Annotated in this window: 24 protein-coding genes; 10 read left to right on the top strand and 14 right to left on the bottom strand. The window is 61.4% G+C overall.

Annotation, left to right across the window (positions count from 1 at the left end; all coding sequences use genetic code 11):
• Positions 1 to 19 precede the first annotated feature (19 nt).
• Positions 20 to 2,461, top strand: a complete 2,442-nt coding sequence (locus tag CAER_RS0105110; protein ID WP_154667685.1) for an AAA family ATPase — start codon at positions 20 to 22, stop codon at positions 2,459 to 2,461.
• Between the two features lie 144 nt (positions 2,462 to 2,605).
• The gene (locus CAER_RS0105105; RefSeq protein WP_027234343.1) at positions 2,606 to 3,187 is read left to right on the top strand and encodes a hypothetical protein; all 582 of its coding nucleotides are present in this window, start codon (positions 2,606 to 2,608) and stop codon (positions 3,185 to 3,187) included.
• A 48-nt stretch (positions 3,188 to 3,235) separates the two neighbouring features.
• Here the strand turns inward: CAER_RS0105105 and CAER_RS0105100 are convergent, their stop codons facing one another.
• The 4 genes from CAER_RS0105100 to CAER_RS27540 form a co-directional block, all read right to left on the bottom strand.
• The gene (locus CAER_RS0105100) at positions 3,236 to 3,922 is read right to left on the bottom strand and encodes a DUF1523 family protein (protein WP_036796893.1); all 687 of its coding nucleotides are present in this window, start codon (positions 3,920 to 3,922) and stop codon (positions 3,236 to 3,238) included.
• A gap of 11 nt (positions 3,923 to 3,933) precedes the next feature.
• Positions 3,934 to 4,212, bottom strand: a complete 279-nt coding sequence (locus CAER_RS27545) for a hypothetical protein (protein ID WP_154667684.1) — start codon at positions 4,210 to 4,212, stop codon at positions 3,934 to 3,936.
• 68 nt (positions 4,213 to 4,280) lie between these two features.
• Entirely contained in the window at positions 4,281 to 4,478 is a 198-nt protein-coding gene (locus CAER_RS0105090; protein WP_154667683.1) for a hypothetical protein, read from the bottom strand.
• Positions 4,479 to 4,525: 47 nt separating this feature from the next.
• Positions 4,526 to 5,821, bottom strand: a complete 1,296-nt coding sequence (locus tag CAER_RS27540) for a DUF6638 family protein (protein ID WP_051357701.1) — start codon at positions 5,819 to 5,821, stop codon at positions 4,526 to 4,528.
• A gap of 132 nt (positions 5,822 to 5,953) precedes the next feature.
• On the opposite strand from CAER_RS27540, the gene CAER_RS0105080 reads away from it, so the two are divergent.
• Together CAER_RS0105080 and CAER_RS0105075 are read left to right on the top strand one after the other, a co-directional pair.
• Complete coding sequence (locus CAER_RS0105080) at positions 5,954 to 6,262, top strand: hypothetical protein (RefSeq protein WP_027234340.1); 309 nt, start codon at positions 5,954 to 5,956, stop codon at positions 6,260 to 6,262.
• A 256-nt stretch (positions 6,263 to 6,518) separates the two neighbouring features.
• Entirely contained in the window at positions 6,519 to 7,883 is a 1,365-nt protein-coding gene (locus tag CAER_RS0105075; RefSeq protein ID WP_209320191.1) for a hypothetical protein, read from the top strand.
• Between the two features lie 82 nt (positions 7,884 to 7,965).
• Here the strand turns inward: CAER_RS0105075 and CAER_RS0105070 are convergent, their stop codons facing one another.
• From CAER_RS0105070 to tmk, 5 genes are all read right to left on the bottom strand, one after another.
• A complete protein-coding gene (locus tag CAER_RS0105070; RefSeq protein ID WP_027234338.1) occupies positions 7,966 to 9,903 on the bottom strand; it encodes an AAA family ATPase in 1,938 nt (645 codons plus the stop codon).
• A 43-nt stretch (positions 9,904 to 9,946) separates the two neighbouring features.
• A complete protein-coding gene (locus CAER_RS28810; protein ID WP_051357700.1) occupies positions 9,947 to 11,038 on the bottom strand; it encodes a hypothetical protein in 1,092 nt (363 codons plus the stop codon).
• A complete protein-coding gene (locus CAER_RS0105060) occupies positions 11,038 to 12,096 on the bottom strand; it encodes a hypothetical protein (RefSeq protein WP_409359722.1) in 1,059 nt (352 codons plus the stop codon). Before CAER_RS0105060 ends, CAER_RS28810 begins: the two co-directional genes overlap by 1 nt.
• Before the next feature lie 173 nt (positions 12,097 to 12,269).
• Positions 12,270 to 12,959: a hypothetical protein gene (locus CAER_RS0105055; RefSeq protein WP_027234336.1), complete on the bottom strand. Its 690-nt coding sequence runs from the start codon at positions 12,957 to 12,959 to the stop codon at positions 12,270 to 12,272.
• A gap of 13 nt (positions 12,960 to 12,972) precedes the next feature.
• A complete protein-coding gene (tmk, locus tag CAER_RS27530; protein ID WP_051357699.1) occupies positions 12,973 to 13,629 on the bottom strand; it encodes a dTMP kinase in 657 nt (218 codons plus the stop codon).
• Positions 13,630 to 13,755: 126 nt separating this feature from the next.
• Between tmk and CAER_RS0105045 the strand changes: the two genes are divergently transcribed.
• From CAER_RS0105045 to CAER_RS0105040, 3 genes are all read left to right on the top strand, one after another.
• Entirely contained in the window at positions 13,756 to 15,030 is a 1,275-nt protein-coding gene (locus CAER_RS0105045; RefSeq protein WP_027234335.1) for an ATP-dependent DNA helicase, read from the top strand.
• A gap of 187 nt (positions 15,031 to 15,217) precedes the next feature.
• Entirely contained in the window at positions 15,218 to 15,382 is a 165-nt protein-coding gene (locus tag CAER_RS30320; RefSeq protein ID WP_209320190.1) for a hypothetical protein, read from the top strand.
• The gene (locus tag CAER_RS0105040) at positions 15,375 to 16,457 is read left to right on the top strand and encodes a hypothetical protein (RefSeq protein ID WP_027234334.1); all 1,083 of its coding nucleotides are present in this window, start codon (positions 15,375 to 15,377) and stop codon (positions 16,455 to 16,457) included. Before CAER_RS30320 ends, CAER_RS0105040 begins: the two co-directional genes overlap by 8 nt.
• Positions 16,458 to 16,460: 3 nt before the next feature.
• On the opposite strand, the gene CAER_RS0105035 is transcribed toward CAER_RS0105040, so the two are convergent.
• The 3 genes from CAER_RS0105035 to CAER_RS0105025 all read right to left on the bottom strand — a co-directional run bounded on the left by CAER_RS0105035 (position 16,461) and on the right by CAER_RS0105025 (position 18,340).
• Positions 16,461 to 16,847: a hypothetical protein gene (locus CAER_RS0105035; RefSeq protein ID WP_154667680.1), complete on the bottom strand. Its 387-nt coding sequence runs from the start codon at positions 16,845 to 16,847 to the stop codon at positions 16,461 to 16,463.
• Positions 16,848 to 17,148: 301 nt separating this feature from the next.
• The gene (locus CAER_RS0105030; RefSeq protein ID WP_154667679.1) at positions 17,149 to 17,808 is read right to left on the bottom strand and encodes a hypothetical protein; all 660 of its coding nucleotides are present in this window, start codon (positions 17,806 to 17,808) and stop codon (positions 17,149 to 17,151) included.
• Between the two features lie 58 nt (positions 17,809 to 17,866).
• A complete protein-coding gene (locus CAER_RS0105025) occupies positions 17,867 to 18,340 on the bottom strand; it encodes a hypothetical protein (RefSeq protein ID WP_154667678.1) in 474 nt (157 codons plus the stop codon).
• 687 nt (positions 18,341 to 19,027) lie between these two features.
• Here CAER_RS0105025 and CAER_RS0105020 point away from each other — a divergent pair.
• Both CAER_RS0105020 and CAER_RS0105015 read left to right on the top strand, forming a co-directional pair.
• Positions 19,028 to 19,303 carry a transposase gene (locus tag CAER_RS0105020; protein WP_027234330.1) on the top strand — a complete coding sequence of 92 codons (276 nt, stop codon included), beginning with the start codon at positions 19,028 to 19,030 and terminating at the stop codon, positions 19,301 to 19,303.
• A gap of 19 nt (positions 19,304 to 19,322) precedes the next feature.
• Complete coding sequence (locus CAER_RS0105015) at positions 19,323 to 20,402, top strand: potassium channel family protein (RefSeq protein ID WP_154667677.1); 1,080 nt, start codon at positions 19,323 to 19,325, stop codon at positions 20,400 to 20,402.
• A gap of 116 nt (positions 20,403 to 20,518) precedes the next feature.
• On the opposite strand, the gene CAER_RS0105010 is transcribed toward CAER_RS0105015, so the two are convergent.
• Positions 20,519 to 20,704: a hypothetical protein gene (locus tag CAER_RS0105010; protein ID WP_154667676.1), complete on the bottom strand. Its 186-nt coding sequence runs from the start codon at positions 20,702 to 20,704 to the stop codon at positions 20,519 to 20,521.
• A 125-nt stretch (positions 20,705 to 20,829) separates the two neighbouring features.
• On the bottom strand, positions 20,830 to 21,807 hold the full coding sequence (locus CAER_RS29600) for a DUF1190 domain-containing protein (protein ID WP_154667675.1): 978 nt from the start codon (positions 21,805 to 21,807) through the stop codon (positions 20,830 to 20,832).
• 86 nt (positions 21,808 to 21,893) lie between these two features.
• On the opposite strand from CAER_RS29600, the gene CAER_RS29595 reads away from it, so the two are divergent.
• Entirely contained in the window at positions 21,894 to 22,610 is a 717-nt protein-coding gene (locus CAER_RS29595; RefSeq protein WP_209320189.1) for a hypothetical protein, read from the top strand.
• Positions 22,611 to 22,666: the final 56 nt, after the last annotated feature.

Here is a 22,666-nt window from a genome sequence, read left to right as displayed (position 1 = left end):
TTTGAAGGAAGAGGTTGTCATGCAAGATGTTTCCAGCGCCGTTGCTTTTGACGGAACGGATCCCCGGTTTCCTGATCTGCGCCGCTTCCCCTTGCAAGCGGGCATATTCTCGGCAGCGGCTGACCTGGCGCGGCGGTTTCAGTTCAGGCTGTTTGGCGTTGAGCATCTGATGCATGAGCTTCTTGATGAGCCCGGCTTCGGGGCTTTGATCCAGAGCGCAGGCGGCGACGTCGACGCGTGCCGCGGGTCTCTGGCCCGCTCTTTCCGGGAGCACCATCAGTTCAGCTCCGCTTCGCCCAGCCTCGAGCTGTCGGCTGAAATGAACAAGCTCGTTGCTCTGATGGGAGAGGATTTCAAAGGCCCCGATGCGGATGAGCCGGAAACGGCCCTGGCCGACTTCTACCTCAAGGTGGTGCGTGCGGCACTCGGCTCCATGATCGCTGAATCTGCCCTTCAGGACTGCGGCGCCGGTTCGCTGCTGCTGGATGCAGAGGATGTGGACTTTTATCAGTCCGATTATGACTACATTGCTTCCCGGAATGCGGAGGCGGCTGAGAGTGCGCAGCAGCGCGATACGGCGCTCCTTGATAAGAGCCTCGAAGACTTTGACGACGCCATGCTGTTCGGCGAGGAGAAGGATGCCAATCCGCCGCTGGCGGATCTCGTGAACAAGCATCGGGCGGAGAAAGCGGCAGAAAAGCCTCAGAGCAACAACTCCGCCGGCCGCCGCGCCGGCCGGAGCGAGGCGGACGTCGGCAAGGATGTCGATGCATGTCTGCTGGACCTGGGCGCAAAGGCGGCCCGCGGCGACATCGATCCGGTTGTCGGCCGGGACGAGGAGATCGACCGGATCATCTCCGTTCTGCGCCGCCGCCGGAAGTCGAGCATCATCCTGTCCGGCGAAGCCGGGGTGGGCAAGACCGCGATCGCGGAAGGACTGGCGCTGCGGCTGCGTTCGGCGGCTACCGACAAGAAGCTTGCAGGGCGCCCCTTTTACGAGCTTGCGCTGCAGGACCTTGTTGCGGGCACCAAGTTCCGGGGCGATTTCGAGGAGCGCATGAAAATCCTGATCGCCCGCCTGCGCGATGAGAAGGCCATCCTGTTCGTGGATGAGTTCCACATGGTGGTCGGATCGGGCTCGACCTATGGGCGCGGCATGGATGGCGCCAACATGCTGAAGACCGCGCTTGGCCGCGGCGAAATCACCGTGATCGGAGCCACGACACCGGCCGAAATGCGTGAACTGCGCCAGGACGCCGCGCTGATGCGCAGGTTCGACACCATGCAGATCAAAGAGCCGACCCGGGAAGAGGCCATCGAGATTCTTGGCGGCGCGGCATGGTCATATCTGAGCCACCACGATCTCGAGGATACCGAGGGGGTTGTGGAGGAAATCTGCCGGATCACCGATCTCTATCAGCCGGAGCGCAGGTTCCCTGACAAAGCGTTCGACCTCCTCGATACGGCCTGCGTGGTCGCCGTTGAGGAAGCCGCAGGCAGGCATGCCTCCGAGGAAGCGCTGCTGACCATCGAGCATGTGCGTGAAGCGGCGGACCGTCTCGGACTGCGGCGGCCGAAGATGCCGTCGGAGGATGAAATCTTCCGGCTCACCCGCCTTGAAGCCTCGATCCATGATCGTCTCTCGGATCAGAAAGCGGCGATCGCAGAGATCTCTGAAGAGGCCCGCGCCGCGGTGCTGAACCTGGACGTCAGCGGCCCGGTCTCCTCCATGCTGCTGGCAGGGCCAGCGGCTGCCGCGCCGACGCGGGTCGCACGGGCCTTCGCCAGCGCGATGGAGCTGCCTTTTGTGCGCATCGATATGGGTCAGATGCGGGACCGCAGCAGCATGCATCAGCTGATCGGTCTGCCTGGCGCCGTCGGCGCTGACCGCACCGGTCAGCTGGTCGAGGCGGGGGACGGGCACCGGGATCTGGTTCTGATGCTCGAAAATATCGAACGCTCAGATCAGGCCGTCCAGGAGCTGGTCTCTGAAGTCCTCAAGACCGGCATGTTCCGGGCGGCTGACGGGCGGCTGGTCTCGCTGCGCGGGGCCTGGATCTTCATGTCCTGTATCTGTGATCCGGCCGGCAGCCGTCAGGCTCTGGGGTTTGCCCGTGAACGCGAGGAGAATGAGGATCTGCGGAGCCTGCTGGATGCCGGACTGCTTGCAGCTGCGCGCCGCGTCATCCGCCTTGCTCAGCCTTCGCAAGGGCTGGGTCACGCGCTGGCAAGCGCTGAGTTCGCACAGCTGGCCGCGACCTTCCGGGAGATGGGCTTCGCTGTGGTCATGGACAAGGCTGCCATGGACGTCCTGGCTGCTCAGGGGGCTGCCAAAGCGATCCGTGCAGCGGTCCAGGGGCGGATCCGGAACCTGGTCGTCTCCGAAATCTGGAAAAAGCGCACCGGGGATGGGATCCGCATCGGCCTGGATCCCGCCGGTGACGGGTTTGCAATCCGCTGAGCATGGACCCGAGATGCAGAAGAACCGCCCCGCACTGAATGTGCGGGGCGGTTCTTTTTTGGGCCTGGCGCCACCGTAAGTTGACAGGGCAGCGCGGCGCGGGTCATCTGGAGCCCAGTATTCCCGGCGCCTCAGGAGGTCTGCATGCCATTTCATGAACGCCTGAAAGCCTTGTCCTGGCTTGCCCTTGCGGCATCTTTCGCTGGCATGCCTGCTGGCGCCGAGGCGCCGAAACCGGATATCGACTCATTGAAACTGAGGTCGTACATGGCCTGCGCGTTTGAAGAGCGCATCATTGTTTACGGCTTCCAGTTCAGCGAGGAGGGTGAGGTTTGGGCCCTGCCTCCGCATTCCGAATACTCAGCGGCGATCGCGAATAGCGACCTGACGCTGATGTCGGGGGCGGACTTCATCCGGTTCTCGCGGAAGGGCAGGGATTTTTCAGCCCGCGTGGTCTTCGGTAACTTTGTCGGGGAAGTTCCCTGTTCAGACGTAAGCGAGACCATATTGGAATCCGTGGGCTCGATTGTGGAAGTGATTGTCGACGCTGTAGAGGCGTCCGCGGAAGAGGCCCCATGCCAGGAGGAGGCCGGCAGCCGGCTTGCAGCCCTGTCTGAAAAGCTGGCCGCCGAAAATCAGCAATCATGGGACGGCCGTGATCCGACCGAACTGATCAGCGGTGCAACTGCCGAGCTGGATGCGGTCGTGCGCGCCTGCGCAAAGTAAAAGCCGGGCCGCAAGGGCCCGGCTTTCCGATTGGTCTGTGCCTTCGGATCAGTGGCGCGGCTTGCCTTTGAAGGTGTCGAGCCAGCGCGAGAAGGAGAACAGGCTCTTGCGGGCCTGTCCGGCCACTGCATCGCCGGCGGCGCTCAAACCCTCGATGCCGTCCCCGGCAAGCTCGCGCGCCTCATCCAGTTTGGGCTGAATAAAGCGGCGCTTGAAGCGGCGCGCGACGGCCAGCACGCCCAGGGAGGCGGCGGCCAGCATGGTCAGGATCGCGGCGCTCACCCATGGCACGACATAGGCATCCGGACCGGCAACGGGCTTCAGGGCTACAGCGTTGGGGAAGATGGAAAACCATTTGATCCGCCAGCCGTAATGGGTGATCGCATAGTATTGCGGGTCGCTGTTGGGCGAGACCGCGCCCGCGGCTTCCGCCTGAAGGTTCTGGCTGTCGAATTTGAAGTAGGGCGGCCAGTCCCATCCGGTGTCTTCGTTGCGGTAGACCATGGTTGCCCCGTTGGCCATCTTGGTCTGGATGAAGAACACATCCCGGTTGGAGCGCTTCTCCGTGCCGGAGTCCGGCGAAGCCCAGAACATGGAGTTTTCGCCGAAGTCGATCCGGCGGTTCTCAGTCCCCACAACCTGAACGATGTCATGCTGCGGGAGCGTGTAGTGGAGGAAGACGCCGGCGGCGGCTGCAAAGACAAGGCGCGCACCCCATTTCAGAATCTTTTTCACAGAATATCCTTTCAGAGGAAGTTGATTGTCAGAATGATGGCAAGCCCCGACAGTGTCGGAACCGCGAAAGCGATCAGGAAGGCGCGGAGCCGGATGGAGTTCGCGCTGCGAGCCATGCGCATGCCGACCCACAGGTCGCAGGATGGGCCGCGGACAGCGATCGGCAGCTCTTGCCACTCCCTCTCGAGCTCCTCACGCAGAGCGGAGCTGATGTAGTAGCGCGCCATCAGATAAGCGATGGACATCCCGATTGTGGCAAAGATGATCAGGCGGATCAGGCTGATGATCATACTGGCCTCCATGCGCGGGGCGGCTTCATTAATTTCACAGGGATCTCCCTCTCAAACAGCGCGGCGGATCAGATCAGCCGTTCCGCCAGGTATTGAACGATGCCCGCCGTAAAGAGGCCGGCAAGGCCAGAGATGAACCAGATCTGCGGGCGCGCCGCCCTGGTGTGATGGTCGGTAAATTCCTCGAAGCTCAGTTTGGCAGGAGAGCCCAGTTCTTCCTGGAACTGCCAGCCAAGATAGATCCGCTCCTCGAGATCATAGTGCATGAGCGTGCGAACCCCGTAGGCGACTACCAGGGCAATAAGCAGGGCAATCATTGTGCGGCCTCGCTGCTGATGGCTTCTTGGTTCCCGGGGCCGAAGAGCTCTTCTCGGACCCCGGACTTGTTCATGGCGTAGGACCGCGCCAGAAAGTCAGAGACAAACTCCTTTTTCGCATCAGTCCATCCGCGGTACGCCCCGTAGAACATCTCCTTGTGGAAGATGTACATCTTCTGGACATCCCTCGGGCAGAGTTCGGAGAGAAGCATGTTGACGAGATCCCGGTTCGGGCCGGGAGCTGCGCGCAGCATGTAGAAATAGGCGGGGTGGGTGCTCTCGATGAAAGGCCAGCTGCCGCCGTGTTCGGCCCAGTGCATGACGTCCTGCAGCGCCCGGTACGAGCAGGGCAGGGCATCCCCCAGGATGCGCGGGAGCGCGTTGATCTCGCGACGGGAGACGCCGCCGGTGAATTGGCCGGTCTCGGCCGCCATGCCGATCAGGATGAAATCCATCTTCTGGCGCAGGATCCGGATCGCTTTCTCGCGCGGCGCCGCGAACAGGTTCTCGACGAGACCGTTCTGCTCCAGGAAAGACGCCAGCCGGTTGCGGTGCTCCAAGGGGATCACCTCCGCGCTGCGGTCGCAGTTCAGGCGGGCCGGGTCGCAAGCGATGATCACAGGCTCCGCCAGGCTCGCAAACACATATGCGCCGCCCAGGTGGGATGTCCAATAGTCCGGCGTCTCAAACTCGCATTCCTTCAAGGATAGCGGATGCCGGGTGATGTCTCCTGTCTGCCGGGCCAGCTCGACGATCTCAGCGATCAGCACATCATCGCGCCAGGCATCCCGCTCGGTTTCAAACCGGGCGATTTTTCCTTTGAGCTGATCGGCCGCCGCAATGTGGTTTGAGGTCGTATCACCGCACACAACCACCTGCCGGTGGTTCAGGAGGTGTTCCGTTGTATCGATCGAGAAGACCGAGTTCTCCATTTCGCCGGCAAAGGCATCCCTGGCGGTCAGGCTGGCCAGAGCTGCTTCGTTTGCCTCGATGAAGCGCTTCAGGATTTCCCTGTTGGTCGAGAAATGCGCATTCAGCAAGGGCGCCGACTTCTGCTCGACGGTCAACAGGATGAACTGGCGGTTGCAGCCATTGTGATTCAGGTACCGGCGGTCGTTGAGTTCGTCACCGATTTCCGGGCTGTAGCCTGAAATGTCGATATGAAAATCCGTGAGCGCGGTCTGCAAGCCGGTCAGCTGTTTGAGGGCGCGGTTGTAACGGGCAACTTGCACCGGGCTTTCAACCCGGACCAGGTTGCCGAACATGAGGCCGCGTTCGATCAGTCTGATCATCGATTGCTCCGAGTAAAGGTGTTCTGGCCGGCGAGCGGCGCGATATGCGAAAAAGATACCAGACGGGGTGGTGCGCCGCAATTGAAATGCGAAAAAATATAAGGTATTCCGGAGGGGGAGGCAGGACGAGCCATGCAAGATTTGAAGCTGAGCGAGATGGAGCAGGCCGCGCTGAATGCGCTGCGCTTATCCGACACCGGTCGCGCGCGTCCCATCAGTGAGGACGACCTTCCCGAACGCAATGGCCTGGACTTATGGGGCATGCCGGTGCCGGGCCGCCGGGTCTGGATGGGGCTGGTGCGCAAGGGGCTCGTTCTGATCCCAGAGGAAGAATCGATCGATCTGGGCGACGGCGAGATGTTCACCTTCACCGCCTTCCTCGAACTGACAGAGGAGGGCCGTTCAGCTGCCGCCAGTTGCCGCGGGAGCAACGCAATTTAAAGGCTTGCCCAATCTTCCCCCTTCAGCCTAACGTGCAGGTGACGGCCCTGCCGTCCCGGGGCCGTTGCACCGTATCACACGGGCTGGCGCGGCAGCGAAAGCAAACCCGGCCTGAAGGATCCGGACCCATTGGATCCAGAGGGGTAGCTGAACCCGATCTTGAACGCATCCTCATGCCAGGAAGCGCCAGCGGGACCGGTCAAAGGGTCCATGACTGTCTGTTGCCCGTATCAGGCGCTTCGAGTGTGGAGTGAGCATGCCCAGGGACAAATCCCGAGCCAACTTTGTTGCAACCGCCGAGCAGGTGAGCCGCGTCGCAGACAGGTTTCTTAGGCGCAGCGGCAAACCCGTCACCAAGCCGATGCTTCTCAATGATTTTGCGGCGGAAATCATGCCGGGGAAAAATTGGGGCGGACTGCTGGCCGCTGCATCTGCAAAGCCATCCGATGAAGCTGGCCCGGCCCGGCTCGCGAAGATCATGAATGGGCTGAAGCCTTCCCGGCCGGACGCTGCCCCGATCGGTGCAAGGCTTGTCCGGTTCAGCCAAGCAGGGCCGCTGCTCGCGGATCCGCCATTTCTTCGGGGCCGGATTTCCGAAGCCCTGGTTGAAGGTACAACGACGGATAGGGCCGCCGTCGCAGGGATGGTCATCCGGGTCATCGGCACCCATGCCCGGGCGCAGTTTGATACCGACTTCTCAGTGCTGCTGTCTGCAGACAATGAGATCTTCACCGAAGACCTGGAGGTGGAGGCTCTGACAGCACAAGCTGGCGCAGCACTGCTGCAAGTGATCACCTGCGCCGGCAGGATTGACTGGAGCGCTCTTCTTGCCGCGGAAGGGGTAAGTCAGGGCCTCCTTGTGCTTGGTCCTGCACGCTGCATCGGCCTGATCCCGCTGGACCTGTTCGACCGCATGAACGCAAACGAAAGCGTGGGGCGGATGGATACTGATGCGGTCCGCTTGATTGCAGACCCCGATAGCGGCGCGGACGCAATGAGAGATACCGCTGCAATGGCTCGCCTGATTTCCCGGGGGCTTGGCGATCTTGCCTTGGATTGGGGGGCGAGCGTGGGAGGGGACTTCCGGATTGACCTTGATGCCGCGGCGCCGGAGCCGGCGCTGGCCGGAGCGGCAGTGCCGGGCCTGCCAGAAGATGTCCTGGACCATGGGATCTACGCCCGCCCCGGCCCCGGGCATGAGTGGGCAGAAGCCATGTCGCGCCTGGAAACCACCCGCGCGCGGGACTTCGAGTACATTCTCGGCGAGGCTCTCGATCTGGCCCTACGAGCTCAACAGGTGGATTGCACCGACCCTCTGTTCATTCAGGCGGTGGTCCACGACACGGACTTCGGGCGAAATTATCAGCGCCATATCAGCGCTGACTGGAAAATCCTGACCTTTCGGAATGGGGCGTTCCGAGAATGGAGACTGAGCCGCGAAGATGCGGACAATGTGCTGCGCAAGAACCTCTTAACCTGGCTCCGCCACTCAGAGCGCACGCAGATCGTTCCCAGGGAGGACATGCCGGAGGGCAGCTTTGAGCTGATTGCCGGGAAGGCTGCGAATCTGAACCCAAATCACTGGCGCAAGGCCGCGGAGATGTTCAGCATCGCTGGATGACGCAGCGGACGGCCTGCGCAAACGGAGCGGCCCGCCAGCAATCTGGCGGGCCGCTTTGCACATCGAGACATGCCGCCAGGCATCAGGCGGGCGCGAAACGCCGCATGGCTTCCTGTTGCAGGCCCATATTGCGAACCATCTTGGAGATTTCCGCCTCATCGGACTTGCCCGCGTAGCGGAATTCGCTGTCGGCGTAGCGGTTGATCTCCTGGATCACCATTGCGGTGGTGATCGGTTCACGCAGCTCCTCGATCATTGCCTTCTTGGCGTCATAGTCCTTGAACAGGAACAGCTCCGGATTCTCCATCCATTCATCCGGCAGTTCAAAGTCCATCGCGCGGACTTTCACGGCGTCGGTGATGTTCTTGATGGCGCGGCCCGTAAAGCGGCCGTCGGCCTCCTGGATCGCCTTCAGATAGGTGCCGATCTTCTCCAGAGTGTCCAGCTCGCCTACGCGGCCTGTCACGGCATCGAACACCTGTGCCAGGGCGTCTTCCTGCGGACGCGAATGGCGATCGTAGGAAGCCTTCACGGCCCGGGAGATCTCCTGGGTGGCAAAGAGGTCGTGATCACCAACCGGGATCGCGTGGTTCTTGCCCAGGAGCAGGGTCAGGATGTCGATGTAGTCCTCGCGGCTCTGAGGGCCATCGATCAGGAAGCGGGCCCCAGCGCGCTGGCGCAGCGCATCATCAACGTTCTCGGGATAGTTCGAGAACATGCCAAACGTCGCGTTGCCGCGCACGATGGTGTTCGCGCCGGCGAATGCCTCCATCAGCACCGCGGTCACCTCCTGCTGGCCAGCGGAGGACTGGCTGTCGCCGCGCTTGCCTGCGATCTGGTCGATGTCGTCAACCGTGCCAAAGCCGATGACGGCCGGATCCATCACATTGTTGATGAAGGCTTTGGCGTTCTGGCCGGACTTGCCCTGGTAGCTGTCGATCTGATCGATGCCGAAGTTCTCATAGCGGAACGGGTAGCCGGCATTCTGGCAGTAATCGTTCAGCAGGCCGCCCATCATCTGAATGAGCGTGGTCTTACCGGTGCCCGGGTTCCCATCCCCCATGAAGGTGAAGATGAACCCGCCCAGCTCGGCGAAGGGGTTCAGCTTGCGCTGGAAATCGTAGGCCATCAGCATCTTTGACAGGCGCAGCGCCTGCGATTTGGCAACGGCGTTGCCGATCACCTCTTCCGGCTTTTTGAAGGCCATGACCAGCTGGCTGCCCTTTGCCTTGCGCGCCGGGTCAAAGCCGGAAATCGGCAGATCATCCGCTTCAACGCGCCATGCCGCGTCGGTGAAGGCTTCCAGGTGCGGAGTTGTTGCCGCGCGATCGCGGACACGCGACATGAGCGCCTCGCAGTAGGCCAGGACGACCGGGACGAGCTTGGCCTCATCGCCGCCCGCGAAGGCCGCGATGTCCTGATCCAATTCCCACAGGGCGCCCTGAATGGCCTGAGGCGCATTGTCGGTCAGGATCTCCTCAACCGGGCCGATTTCGACCTGCGCTTCTCCCGCATGGGAGGCCAGCAGGTAGGATGCAGCATTTCCGAAGACCGACAGCACGATCAAAGATTCCGCGGTCAGAAGCTGGGAAAATTCCGCACGGCTTGCTGCCGCCAGCGTTCCGGTCTTGTTGGCCTGCTTCATCTCGGCCAGCGCGCAGCGCTGCGCAAATGCATCCCCGACGGAATAGGCAATGGCAACCGCACGGCGCAGGGCGCGCACCGTCGCCGCCTGAACCGGACCAGGCAACTCATCGTCGCCCAGGCCTGAGATGCGGTCGATCAGCCGGACAGAGCCGGTGGCCGCGCGCGGGGCGCGGGTGGCCAGGCCGGGAGTTGTTGACCGCAAACGGCGCGGCGGTGCGGTGATCCCGGGCGAACGGGCGGCCGTCGGCGCCACGGCTTCAGCAACCGGCTTGGCAATGCGGGGCGCGTGGGTGAGGGATGTCAGGACCGCAGTTGCGGCGCTGTAGTGGGACTGGATTTCTGCCTCGGACAGGGGCATCTCATTCTGATTCATGTCAGTCAGCTTTCGTTTTGAATGTCTTGCGGGGATGCGGGGATCAGCTGTGGGCGGTGATCTGGTTTTTACCGGTGATCACATACTTCCGGACGCCGCGGAAATCATCAGAATGATTTTCGCAAACCGCCTGAAAGGCCAGCGTGGTCATCAGGTAGCCGTCCCGTTGCTGCGGCGAGGGGGAGAACTCCTGGCGCCGGGTCGAGCTGAGAATGCCGCCGCTTTGGAATTCCCCATGCGAGCGGACCGTCTCCATCCGGATCCGCAATGCCCACTCTTCTTCCGAAGCCGGGGCCGCGGCCCGCAACAGGTCCATCATGGGGCCGGACGCGGCGGAGAATGCTGGCGACAGGAAGGGGCCGAATGTGAAACGGCGGATCTTCTTGGGGTGAAGGCTGCTGACAGCGTGATCAACCCCAATGGCCATGTCGAGCAGGCCGGTTTCCAGGTTGGACTGCCCGTGCAGTGCGGCCCGAAGCCGATGAAGACGTGCATCATTTTCATCTGCAGTGCCCCCGGAGCTGTCTTCGAGCAGCATCGTGTAGACCACTGGACAGTTGGATTGCACGTCAATGACGGACCAGCCGACCATGTAGCGCTGGCGGCCGCAGTCCGAAGGCTCAAGGCGGTCAAATGTGAGAGGGCTGCGGGGGAGGGCGACATCCCCTTCGGCCAGCGTCTCCTGATAGATGCGCTGGCTCATGGCATATTGCTGCGGTGCTGGCGACAGCTGATCGCGCAGCATGGCTTTGAGCATGGACGCCTTAAGCTCCTCACGGCTGCGCATCGAGGTCAGGATTTCGGCCGCCGCCTCCTTGTCCTGCGAAAGCGTCACCATTTCCTGCCAGATCGGCAAGCCGGACCCGAGCCGGTCGACAGTCAGGTGGCCGGACTTTCCGGCCACACGGCCGGACATGAGGTATTTCATCACGAGCGCTTCCGCGCCGCGCGCCCAGCTGATGGCAAAGTTTTGCAGCACCTTGCCTTCATGGGGGTTGAGATCCTCATAGGATACGAGCTCATCGACCGCCCCTGGCAGACGGTTGGCCAGATCTGCCAGCCGCTGCAGGTAGGGCTTGAGCTCGGCCTCCTGGCCGAGCTCTGCAAAACCTTGTGTGAGGTCGATTTCAGCCATTACTGGCCGCCGTAGGCGTTGGCGTCGTGTTTGGCGACGATATCCGCGAACCGGCGGGAGAAGCGGTCATCGGCCTTGGCCTTATCTTCCAGCACCTTGCGGGCGAACACCATATGGTCTTCGTGAGCCTCCATCATGTCGGCCATATGGCGGTTTGTGGCCGCGCCGATACCCGCCATGGCCGCCTGGGCCTCCTGGTCGGTTTTCACGCCGATCTCGTTGATGCGGTGGGCCACATCCTGCTGCTGGGCGGTCTTGAGCGATTTGGTCAGCGCATCATAGAGAACCACACGCTGCTGGGTGTCTGTCTTCAGCTTGTTGATAAGGACCATCTGGGTCGCGATCTGGTTCTGCAGAGAGTCGACCCAGGTCTTGCCCTTCTCGATGTAGCGTTCCAGGGTCTGGCTCTCCGCGAGCTTCACCTGTTCCAGCTGGACCAGCTCATTGTAGGCCTTGTTCTGGCTTGCCAGCTCGGTTTCCAGCTGGGTCCGCGCCGCCGCATCGGTCTCGACGGAGATCTTGTTCTCCAGCTCGATGATGGCCGGGTCCATCGCCGCGATCTGCTGGCGCGTGCCTTCCAGTTCTGAGACCGCGGCTTCACGCTGCTGCAGGGTCGACGTCAGCTGGACTTCCACCTTGCCTTTCTGGTCCTGAAGCACGTTCAGCTGATTGTCCAGCAGGCCAACGATGGTGTTGGACTTGCTGATGAGGTCTTCCAGCTTGTCGTCGATCGAGGCTTCCCGGATGCGTTCGGCACGCATGGACTCGGATTTGCCGCGGGCGAAAAAGCCGACCAGCTTCTCCCCCATGGTCTTGGAGCGCATGGCATCGAAGTCGCCCTGGAATTTCTGGGTCACATCATCGAGGCCCATGATCAGATCAGCGATATTCGCGTTCATCACATCGGTGTGCCCATGCACGTCTTCCAGCGTGGCGTTTTCAATGTCCAGCTCGGCGGTGCTGCCGGCCTCAGCGATTTGGCCGCTGACACGGGTGACGAGGGTCTGGGATTCCCGAACCATAGCCTCGGTTTCTTGGATTTTCGTTTCAAACGACATTCGCATCTCCGGTGTTAAAGTTTTTCGCAAACATGTTTACAGGAGCACGGGTGGCCCGGCAAGAGAAATGCGAAAAACATTATCATGTTTGTGGTGGGTTGATGTGCAGGCGAAGCGCCCGCTGGAACACCTCCCCGAACAAGGGGAGGTGTTTGCCTCGATAGGGCGAGGATTTATGCGGGCAGACTGGGCGGTTCCGATGCCTGGGTCACAGCCGCCGGTGGGGTGTGCGGTGTGAAGGCTTCCGGGTCGGGCAGGTTGTAGCCGACCTTGCCAACCGCTTTCGACCTTTTGATGATCTCATGGATCTTCTCAAAGCTGCCGATTTTGCCGATGTCCATTACCAGGGCGCCAATGCGCAGCAAGCTGCGCGCGGCCAGAACCTGGTGGGTGTTGGCGAGCAGGTGCTCGGACAGGACCGGGATGTGGACCTGATCCAGGATCCGCAGCTGATTGTTGGTGGCGAGGAACAGCCAGTACGCGGATGCGCCTTCGGCCCGGGCATTGTCCCGCTCAATACCGTAGGCATAGGTTTCGAGAAGGTCGAAATAGCGCGTCGCCATGAAGTCCGTGACCCCCCGGGCATCCTTCGTGTAAAGGCCCGCGATCCGGATCAGAGCCCGCTGCAACTCCGGGCTGACATCCGGCAAAAGCTCCTGGGCGAGGGGCATCGCTGCATCTTCCGCCTTCTTGATGGCGGGACCGGGCAGGCCAAACATGATGTGGCCGAAGTCGTCAGCGAGCTTCTGCCGGCGCTGCGGGATCGGGTGAATGATCTCCGGCGCGGGGGCGGGTTTGATGATTTCCGGCCCGGGTGCGGAATTGATGATTTCCGGCGCAGGGGTGGGGTTGTTGGGGCTCATAATCTGTCCTTTGTCATGCCGGCTCACAGCCGGGCGAGGTGAAGCGATCCCGCAAGCCTTGCGGAAGATTTTCGCAAATCCGGGAGAAGACTTCATCGGCGCCGCCCGCAGCGTCGATCAGCCGGTACCGGCCCGGACCGGACGCGGCAATTTCCTTGAAACCCGTGCGCAGACGCATCTGAAACTCGAGGCCCATATTTTCAAACCGATCCTCATCAACGCCCGACTGCGCAAGCCGGGCCATGCCGCGCGTGAGTGCGGCCTTGGGGTCGATATCCAGGATGAAGGTCCGGGCCGGATCATATCCGATCATCAGATCGTGCAGCCGGTCCACCTTGTCGCGCAGTTCGGCTGATCTCAGACCCTGGTAGACCCGCGTGCTATCGACGTACCGGTCTGAAATGACCACGGCGCCGCGCTTCAGCGCTGGCCATACGGTCTTTTCGAGATGGTCACGCCGCGCGGCCGTGAACAGAAGTAGCTCGCTCTCCGCCGACCACCGGTCCACGTCGCCCGACAGCAGCAGGGCGCGGATCTCTTCGGCCCCGATTGAGCCGCCAGGTTCCCGCGTGGTCACGACTTCAATGCCCTGCATCTCAAGGTATTCGGCCAGCTTGCGGACCTGGGTTGTTTTACCTGACCCGTCGCCGCCCTCGAATGTGATGAACAATTGGGGTCTCCTGTCCGAAAAGCTGTGCAATCTGGCTCCGCTTGCTGCCGGAATGCGAAAAAGCAAGTTGAATATTTTTTACCACCTCTGTAGCGTGTTGCCAATATGCGAAAATTGGATACTGCAATGAAGTTTTCCTCAGATCAGGAAAAGGCTCTCGATTTGATGGGGCATGGGGAATCTGTCTTTCTGACCGGAGGGGCTGGTTCCGGCAAGTCTGAAGTCATCCGGGAGTTTGCCCGGCGCAATCCGAACCGTGTGACGGTCCATCTGGGAACCACAGGCAATGCGGCGCAAATGATCGGCGGGCAGACGCTGCACAGCTTTTTCGGGCTGGGCGGCAAGATCCACACGCCCCATGATCTGCGTGTGGATGACCGCGTGAAAAAGCGGATCCGGATGGCAAAATGCTTCATCCTGGATGAGATCTCCATGGCGCGCATTGACCACTTTCAGGGTATCCGGGACCGCCTCTTCGGCGCTGCGCGCGGGTTCGGGGATTTCGCGGGATACCAGCTTATCGTGGTGGGGGATTTTGCCCAGCTGCCGCCGGTCATCCCGAGGCATGAACTGCAGGCTTTGGATGCACTCTACGGGGCCGGAAATCATTTTGCGTTCCAATCCAGGTACTGGAGCGGGCTCAAGGAGGTCGAACTCACCAGCATTCACCGCCAGGCTGACGATCTCGAGTTTGCCGCATGGCTGAATGAGATGCGCAAGGGGCAGGTGCCTGACCTCTCCCTGATCAATAGCCGTGTAGGGCCGCCGGAAGCAGGGGCAACCCGCCTCGTGGCAACCAATGATGCGGCGACGCGCATCAACATCGAGGCAATGAACCGTCTCCCGGGTGGCAGATACCGCATCGAAGGCGAGGTGAAGGACACATTCGATCCCCGCATGATGCGCGTGCCGCCAAAGATGATGCTGAAGCCAGGCACCAGGGTGGTGATCTGCGCAAATGATATGAAGGCCGGTTACACGAACGGATCTGCGGGCACGCTTGTGCGCTGCGAGCGGGACAGCAAGACCCGCCCCGTGGCGGTCGTTAAGCTCGACAGCGGTGAAGAGGTCACTGTTACCCAGCACAAGTGGGAGAATGTCCGCTATGAGGCATCGGTCGACGGAACTATGGAGCGCCGCGTGGTCGGGACCTACCGGCAGCTTCCGCTGCTGCCGGGCTGGGCGATTACGATCCACCGCTCTCAGGGCATGTCGCTCGACAGTCTGCATGTCGACACCCGAGGCAGTTTTGCCCCCGGGCAGGCCTATGTTGCTCTCAGCCGGGCCACGCGGCTGAGCGGGCTGACCCTGGCGGCACCCGTGGAGGAGCGGCACATTCTGTTTGATGAGCGTGTCCGCAGTTTCATGGAGAGGCGCAATGCTGTGCCGATGATGACGTGATGCGGACGGGGCACCAGCCATCCGCTGGCGGCATGCCAGGAGAGCAGCGATGAGCGCTTCGCAACGAGCAAAGCCCCGCAAGAGCCGCCGCAGCGGCACGCCCGCGGCGGAGATCGCGGGGATCTCGCGATGGGATTGCGCGCCCTTTGCGCCCTGCGCCTGCGCACGATGCGGTGCGCGGGTGCGCATGAGCGAGATCGAGCCGCCGAGCGGCGGCGGCCCAAGCTACTTTCTGCTGCGGTGCTCGCGGTGCCGGCACGAATTTGAAACACGCCCCGTTCTTGAAGTCGGAGGTGAAACCTTCGATCTGGCGGCGGCCTGGAAAGAGGCTAGGAAAACACAACATGCGTGAAGCCCGGGAATTCTCTTATATTCTTGCGCAGCTGCGAGGCGACGGCTTCCGGCAAGCGGCAGAGGAACTCTGCTCCCGCCTCCTGGGGGGCGATGGCCAGCCTGAATTTGAGACCGGCAGCAGGAAGGCGCGGCAGTTCTTTTACGGGCTGATCCGCCAGATGGAAACGGCCCGGTCCGGGGTGATCAATGAGCGAGAGGAGCCGGATGATCTGGCCGCGGCCATCTTTGACCCGCTGATTGCGTCTGCAGAGGAGGGGCGGCTGGACCCAGCTGAGCTTGCGGCCGCAGCCCGAAGCCTGAAGTCGATCCTGCAAGGCGTTTGGCACATGCCATTTCCCGCCCACACCTATGGCATCACCCAGCCCGCACCCGACCACCCGGATCATGCATGGTGCGGGCAGGGCGGCTTTGCGCGGGACCTGCAGGTCCGCAACCGCATCACAGTGCAGCCCATTGATGATATGGCGGATCTCAAGAGATTTCGCGGGCTTATCGTGCGCAGGAGCCCGACACCGCATGAGCTGATGCTGGCAGGTGCGGCGATGGCGCGTGGAATTCCGGTGTCCTCTGTTGGCGACGCCGGACTGCCGATCCGTGCCTTTCCGTCCCTTCAGGAGGCGTTCGAAGACGTGCGCGCGGCTGCCATCTCACAATATGGGGCCGAAGTCTCCGAGGGGGCGCAGGACCAGATTCTGCACGAGGGTTTGCTGGAGGTTCTGGCGGCCAAGATTGGGGCCGGGGCGGGCGATGCCGCTCTCATGGCGCGCTGCAGGATCCTTGAGGAGGCGCTCTCCGACGCCCGGAGCTTGGCGATCCGGCGAGCGGATGACCAGGCATTGCGGGATGCCAATTATATCGACTTGCTCAGGGGCAGTGAGTTCGAGAAAACCTTCTTTGACATCTATGCGAACTACCGCCGCGGGTCCGGAAACCCTGAGAGCGTTGACGTTCTCTCCCGCGCCCTTGCCAGGGTGCGGCACCTGGAGGAGCAGGTGCTTGAGCTGAAGAGCTGTTTGAGCGGGTCTCCCGAGGGCAATGAGGACAATCTGGCACCCCCGGGTCGAGACTTGTGAGGATCAGGAGGCGGCTGACGGAACTGCCCAGTAAGGGGCCAGAAAGTCAACGCCCTCGATCACCTCGCCGGTGTCCGGGTGGCTGAACTTCCCCTGGCGGATTGCCTCTTCATAGGTTGCCGCATCGAAGTCATGAACGTTGTCCTGCGCATCGACAAAATGAGCCCGCCGCTCGATTTTGCCCGCATTGACCAGGGCCTCGACCGCGCCGAGAAGCTCGGGGTCGGAGAGGTTCATGTCGATAGCATCCGCGATAATGGGCAGGGTCAGGTAGCGCCGTTGATTATCGGAAAGGCGCGATGCGTTGCTTTCGAACAGGGAGATCATTGGGAAGTCTGCGTATCCCATACGCTCCTGGTCTCCGTCGCAATGCATGGCAGTCGTAAGCATATTCCAACGTCCTTTTCAGTTTTTCGCCATTCAGGCTCGGATGGCCCACGGTTTTGGGGCAGGTAAAATTTACTACGGGTACAAGAAAAAACTGCTGGCAGATACCCGCAGATGGGAAGCTGTCAGCGTGTGCGGTGACCCTATCCAATCCCCCCAAATTTGGCAATCCGTATTTCGCAAATCTGGTGCCTAAAATGTTAGGCAAAATTACAGACGCCTCCCGTGTGGGCTGATGGCAATCTGCGTATAACGCGCCCTGTGAGCTGGCCTGAGATCTGGGCGGCGAAGGTTTTTCGCATTGTCACATTGCAGGTGCGAGATCCCGTTCCGGCTCCGGGAGGATGGCGGATATTTTCGAGGGAAGCCTTTCTGTCCAGGGTGACCATTCATCATGGCCTGAAGGGCTTCCTTCAGCTTCGTAGCACGCGTCTTGCCGGCCGTTCGGTTCAATGAGCGCCAGAGGGCCGCGGCCGAACCTGTCGGCCATGAAATCAAGGATCAGCCCGTCCTCGCGCTCCAGCCAGGCGTGTTTCGTGCTGAGCCTGCCGGAATGAACAAGGCCGGTGACGGCGCGCCAGTTGTCATGGCCCGCGTCATTCAGGGCCGCTGCGGCGCTCAGAGCGGAGAGGTCCTGCAAGCCATCGCAAGAAACGTTCGGCAATTTTCGCACTTCTCCATGCAGGAGCAGATCGAATTGCTTGTGGCGCCAGATCGACCGCAGATGGTCCCGCAGCACCATCCCGAGGAGGAGCATCCGATCCATGTCGGTGGGTTCTCCGCGGGCATCCCGGATCTCCCATTCGGCGCCCAGTTCCTGCTCTTCACGGTAGCGGATTGCTGTTTCGAAATCCGCAAATGCATCAAGAACGGTTCCATCGGAACGCTCCAGGCGCACCGGGCGCTCAGCAGCTTGTGCGGGGACCGGCCAGGGGCCGGGGATGAGATTTCTCTGGGGGCTCACGCAGGATCTCCTCAATGATTGAAGTGATGATCGCGGCAAAGCGTGAAAACCAGAAGGGCTAATGGCGGCCGGCGTTTCCGGCAGACAGGGAGGCAGCCAGCGCCTGAGCCACCTTCTGTTTCATTCCCTCATAGGCGCTGCGCATGGCGGCCCGGCTGGCAAAGTCGGTGTAGCCTTCGATTTCGCCCTTCCAGATCCGGTAGAGCGGGCTGGTTTTGCGGTCGGTAAGCGCCTTCTCAAAGCGGTACTCCGCGATCAGGCTGTCTTCCGCCCTGGTAACGCGGACACCGGCGTCCAGGTCCGGACGGTTAAGATCCAGAATGCGGCCATCGTCGGCTTGCAGCCAGAAACCCTTCTGATACAGCGAACCGGATCCTTCAATCATGGTGATGCGTCCTGCGACCACACGCCAACCGGCGCCAGGCAGGTCTGCATCCTTGAGGGCCTCCAAAGCAAGAAAGGCGGCATCCAGGGCTGGCAGGGGGATCTGCCCCTTTGTCATGCCGCGGTTCAGGTGCTCGATCAGCGGCACGCAGTAGTTTTTTATGATGCTGGCAGTTTGATGCAGGCCATCACCTGCGCCGGGATTTTTCGCACTTTTGCGCGGTTCGCCATTCGACGGGGCGGGGATGGAGTCGGCTGGAAAAGCAGAAGCGACAGGGCGCAGGGAATCCGTGCGCTGGCAGTAGTCAGGCATATCAGTCTCTATTCAATCAATGTGCTTGGCCAGGCATCGCGAACAATGCTGCCCGTCCCATGCGCGGGACAGTTGCACGATTTTTCACTGGCATGCAAATAAATTATTCGCATTCCTTGCGTAAGGTTTCGGATAGCGGTGACCGCGCCAGATGACGCGGCCTTTTTTATGCGATCAGACATCGCAGGGGTCATGGCCCGGCGGGCCTGGATCGGAGACTATCCCGGGTCAAGGCGGGGGATCTCCCAGCCGCAACAGAGGCCGTTCAGCTCAGAGCCCTCCCTGGGCCCGGAGCGGAGGCGGTCAAAAGACATGCCCCGCGTGCTGAGGGTGGAGGACAGGGTGTTGCGCATGGCGTACCTCCTTGCTGTTGCTCCTTCAGTTCAGCACGGGCCTGCGAAAAGAAGAAGAAAACTATCCAGTTATCCACAATTTCCACGCGACCCGGCGTTCCTGCTCCAGGCTGGACGGTGGTAGATTTGACGCACGGAACAATCCGGCCACGTCCGGGAAAGCCTTTTAATGGAGACGAGCATGATCGGATGCGGGATTTGTGGCGGGGAGCTGAAGCCAGGGCAACTCGATTGCCCCAAATGCGGTGCAAAGCTCAAACGCGACCTGCGCGGCCTCCTGAGCGGGCCATTTTTCTTCGCAGCCGCGGTCGGCATCCTTCAGGAATCCGTTTTGTGGAGCGTTTTGATTGGCTGCGGGGGCATCTATGCCCTCAGCACCTTGCGGAACTTCCGCTGGGTTCCCGGTAAGCCCGCCGCGAACAAGAAGATGCGAAAAACAATATGATTGACACGCCTGGCGCTGATTGAAATATTGCGGAAATAATTTTCGCAAATTGGGTGAGAGAATGATCAATCACTTGGTGCTGCGGCTCTATGTAATGGCCGCAGAGATGCGCTGGCAGGTTCTGCTGGCCATGTTTTCTATTCACGCCGCTGTCACTTGGGCCGGTCTCTGGCTCGCGGGAGAGGGCCATCTCACCCCGGCGGTGGAGTTCATCTACTACTATATGGTCTCAATCTCGACCTTTGGTTACGGTGACCTTTCCCCCCTGACAAGCTGGGGGAAAATGGTGGTCGCACTGTGGCTGGTGCCTGGCAGCTTGACGATTACCCCGCTGATGCTTGCGAAAGTCGGCATTGCATTTGCGCATATCTGGAGAAAACGAATGAACGGTAACGGCGATTTCAGCGACGTTCAGGGCGCGACCGTCCTGATTGGATATCACCCGGTGCGGACCCGCAAGATGATCGATGAGATCAAGGCGGGCAATAAGCGCTGCGGCCCCCTCATCCTCGTTGCGCGGCAGGATGTGAACATCGATCACAGCCAGATCTCCTTCGTGCGCGCTGAATCTCTGTCCAGCAAGGAAGATCTACTCCGGGCCGGTGTTCAGAGTGCCAGAAACGTGCTCGTTTATGCGGATAACGATGACATGACCCTGGCCGCGGGTATGGCCGTTGCGGCCCTGAATGAAGATGTGCATCTGGTCGCGCATTTTGATGATGAGGAGAAGGCGGAACTGCTGCGCGCCCATACCGGGGCGGTGTGTGAAGTCAGCCAATCGGTGGGCATTCTGGTGCGGGAGGTTCAGGATCCTGGCTCCGCAGAGGCCCTGACTGATCTGTCATCCGCTCAGGTCAATAGCACGATTTTTGCGCTGGATGCGGGCGGCCTCAAGATCACGGCCGGGGAGGCCAAGGCCGCCTTCGACCGGATTGGCGCCGTCTTTGTGGGCACACGCTGCCGGGAACAGAAGGCCCATGTGTTCCATTTGCCTGACGACCATGACCTGACCGGAATGCAGCTGCACTACATTGCGACAGAGCGGATTGGCCTGCAGGCGTTCCAGCGGTCTCTGGGCAGGCTGCCCGCGGCAGCCTAAGGAGCATCGAAGAGGTGAAACGGGCGGCCGGAGAGATCTGGCCGCCCGTTCTTATTTTCAAGGCTTGAAGAGCGGTCTGCCACTCTGCCAGGCCCGCTAGCGCCCTGCGCGCTCGTTCAGGACATCAGCTCTTCCGCGGCGCTGGTAGGAAACCAGATACCACCCGCCTCATGCATCAGCCCTTTGGATCGAAGCCGCTCCAGCGCGTCGCGCTCGGCCCGCCTTGCGCGGGCCATCCCCGTAAGCCTTCCGTCCAACAGGGCCTTTTCCAGCAGTTCTTTCTCCACATTCCCGATACGCATCATAGCCTCCTGGTGCCGCTTGCCTGATTGAATGTTCTCTTGGTGCATCTGCGCCGCCTGGCCGCCTGCTCAAAATAAAAGGCCAGCCTGGTGGCTGGCCTCCTGGTTCAGGCTGTGGCGCGCATTCAGCGCCGCCTGCGGCGGCTGTTGCCGGAAGACCTTCTTGTGGAGCTCTTCGAAGAGCTGTGCCGTTTCGGAGTGGCCCGCTGGCGTTGAACGGGTGGGCTTTTGACCGCAGGCCTCTGCGGTTTCGGAGCGCTCTTCTGAACCGGCGCTGCGGAAGACGATGCGGCAGGCACAGTCTTGGGTGCGGGCTTCGCCGCTGCGGCCGGGGCGGGCTTCGAGAGGCTCACCGGCTTTGCGGCCGAAGCCGTTGCGGGCACGCTGCGCGAGGTGGCCGCCCAGTTCTCGGTAGAGCCGCCTGCGGCGGCAGGGGAGGGCGCGGGTTTCGGTGCTGCGGCCGGAGCGGGCTTTGAGAGGCTTACCGGCTTTGTGGCCGGGGCGGTTGCGGGCACGCTGCGCGATGTCGCCGCCCAGTTCTCGGTTGAGCCGCCTGTTGCGGGCATCGTCTTCGGTTCGGGCTTGGAAAGAACCGCTGGCTTCGGCGCTGAGGCGGCGGACCAGCTCTTCGCGGATCCATCCGAAGCTGCAGGCTTACCGGTGCGAATGGGCTGCACGCCCGTGCGGCCTGCCCGGGTCTTCTTCTCGTAGTAGTCGCCGACCTCATCGACGAGTTCGGTCGCGATCAGCATGGCGGCGATCGGCAGGAACATTCCGGCGCCGTCTTGATGGCATGCACCGACTCCGTATTCGTTTTCGCAAACGTTTTGAGAAGGGTGGGGCCGGATGCTTACCAGGTCCTCAGTCACCTCCGGTGCGATCTCGGCGCACTCCTGGTACGACAGGTCGGTCGACGACAGGCATTGGTCGATCACCTGCGCGGTGTAGTCCTTCGCACGGGGAGCGACCGGCTCTGGGGCCTGGACCCGCGCATAGGGCTTGTCGTCAACGGGCGTTGAAGGGGAGAGCAGGGCCGCGGCGCCAATGGCCCCAATCAGCACGATGCCGCCAGCGATCAGTACGGTTCCGAGTTTCTTGCTCATGCCGGGATATCCTATTTGATGAATTCTGTTGCTCTAAGACATTTCAAAGGAAATCTAATATATTTTCGCAAACTGCAAAAGGGGAAATGCGAAAAATGAACATCCGCAGGTTGGGGCGGCGCTTCGCGGCAGCCGGTGCCGGTTTAGACATTATCGCAATCTACAAATGGTATGGCGCCAATGCTGGACTACTGCATCTCTACACTTGTGGAATCCAAGGGTTACGTTTCTGTGTAGATGCGGAAGCGCTGCTACATCATGGGGCCAAGCAAGCTCTGCCGGTTGCGCTCTATTCGATCATCGATCTCGACGCGTCTTGCAGCCCATTGCGCCGCAGCCTGTTTGAAGCCCGGATCCTCTTCCCCATACCCCAGGGCAATGGCGGAGATCGCGTGAGCCTCACCAGTGCGCAGCGCCAGGATGCCGGGCTGTTTGTGTTCACGCTGGGCAACCTCGCTGAAGGTGTCGTCATTGCAGAGCTGCGCGCGCAGCTCCACTATGGCCTTCCAGCCATCGCCGCCGAGGGGGCGGCTGGCATACACCCTTGTTCCGTTGAGATCATGGAAGCTGTGCCGAATGCGGTCTGCGCCGGCCTCAAAAAGCGCCTGGTATGCGGCCAGGCCGGGGCGGCGCCCCGCCTCGAACATGCCCGGCTCATCGTAAATTTCGATGGTCGATTGGGTCAGAAGGCTTTCGAGGCATGCATCACACAGCGCGCCCTCAACGGCAGCGCTGCGATCGAGCCAGACCAGACTGATCTCATCGAATTGCCCGTACCCGCCATCAATGAGCCGGCCATCTGAGAAGGAGGCGGCTTCTGGGGCGTCGCAGTTCGCGCAGGCTGGCATGGTCATCCCTC

The organism is Leisingera caerulea DSM 24564 (assembly GCF_000473325.1).
Lineage (GTDB): Bacteria > Pseudomonadota > Alphaproteobacteria > Rhodobacterales > Rhodobacteraceae > Leisingera > Leisingera caerulea.
Note: the sequence above shows the minus strand (reverse complement) of the source record. Positions and strands in the feature narration are given on the sequence as shown.

What these genes read in the sequence shown, in the direction of transcription:
- CAER_RS0105090 (WP_154667683.1), bottom strand. Translation starts at nt 4,478, where the DNA reads ATGCACTATGATCTCGAGGAGCGGATCTATCTTGGCTGGCAGTTCCAG.
- CAER_RS29600 (WP_154667675.1), bottom strand. Translation starts at nt 21,807, where the DNA reads ATGAGCAAGAAACTCGGAACCGTACTGATCGCTGGCGGCATCGTGCTG.
- CAER_RS0105070 (WP_027234338.1), bottom strand. Translation starts at nt 9,903, where the DNA reads ATGAATCAGAATGAGATGCCCCTGTCCGAGGCAGAAATCCAGTCCCAC.
- CAER_RS0105040 (WP_027234334.1), top strand. Translation starts at nt 15,375, where the DNA reads ATGCGTGAAGCCCGGGAATTCTCTTATATTCTTGCGCAGCTGCGAGGC.
- CAER_RS27545 (WP_154667684.1), bottom strand. Translation starts at nt 4,212, where the DNA reads ATGATCATCAGCCTGATCCGCCTGATCATCTTTGCCACAATCGGGATG.
- CAER_RS0105035 (WP_154667680.1), bottom strand. Translation starts at nt 16,847, where the DNA reads ATGCTTACGACTGCCATGCATTGCGACGGAGACCAGGAGCGTATGGGA.
- CAER_RS0105055 (WP_027234336.1), bottom strand. Translation starts at nt 12,959, where the DNA reads ATGAGCCCCAACAACCCCACCCCTGCGCCGGAAATCATCAATTCCGCA.
- CAER_RS0105110 (WP_154667685.1), top strand. Translation starts at nt 20, where the DNA reads ATGCAAGATGTTTCCAGCGCCGTTGCTTTTGACGGAACGGATCCCCGG.
- CAER_RS28810 (WP_051357700.1), bottom strand. Translation starts at nt 11,038, where the DNA reads ATGGCTGAAATCGACCTCACACAAGGTTTTGCAGAGCTCGGCCAGGAG.
- CAER_RS0105020 (WP_027234330.1), top strand. Translation starts at nt 19,028, where the DNA reads ATGGAGACGAGCATGATCGGATGCGGGATTTGTGGCGGGGAGCTGAAG.
- CAER_RS30320 (WP_209320190.1), top strand. Translation starts at nt 15,218, where the DNA reads ATGAGCGAGATCGAGCCGCCGAGCGGCGGCGGCCCAAGCTACTTTCTG.
- CAER_RS0105105 (WP_027234343.1), top strand. Translation starts at nt 2,606, where the DNA reads ATGCCATTTCATGAACGCCTGAAAGCCTTGTCCTGGCTTGCCCTTGCG.
- CAER_RS27540 (WP_051357701.1), bottom strand. Translation starts at nt 5,821, where the DNA reads ATGATCAGACTGATCGAACGCGGCCTCATGTTCGGCAACCTGGTCCGG.
- CAER_RS0105075 (WP_209320191.1), top strand. Translation starts at nt 6,519, where the DNA reads ATGCCCAGGGACAAATCCCGAGCCAACTTTGTTGCAACCGCCGAGCAG.
- CAER_RS0105080 (WP_027234340.1), top strand. Translation starts at nt 5,954, where the DNA reads ATGCAAGATTTGAAGCTGAGCGAGATGGAGCAGGCCGCGCTGAATGCG.
- CAER_RS0105060 (WP_409359722.1), bottom strand. Translation starts at nt 12,096, where the DNA reads ATGTCGTTTGAAACGAAAATCCAAGAAACCGAGGCTATGGTTCGGGAA.
- CAER_RS0105010 (WP_154667676.1), bottom strand. Translation starts at nt 20,704, where the DNA reads ATGCGTATCGGGAATGTGGAGAAAGAACTGCTGGAAAAGGCCCTGTTG.
- CAER_RS29595 (WP_209320189.1), top strand. Translation starts at nt 21,894, where the DNA reads ATGCGAAAAATGAACATCCGCAGGTTGGGGCGGCGCTTCGCGGCAGCC.
- CAER_RS0105045 (WP_027234335.1), top strand. Translation starts at nt 13,756, where the DNA reads ATGAAGTTTTCCTCAGATCAGGAAAAGGCTCTCGATTTGATGGGGCAT.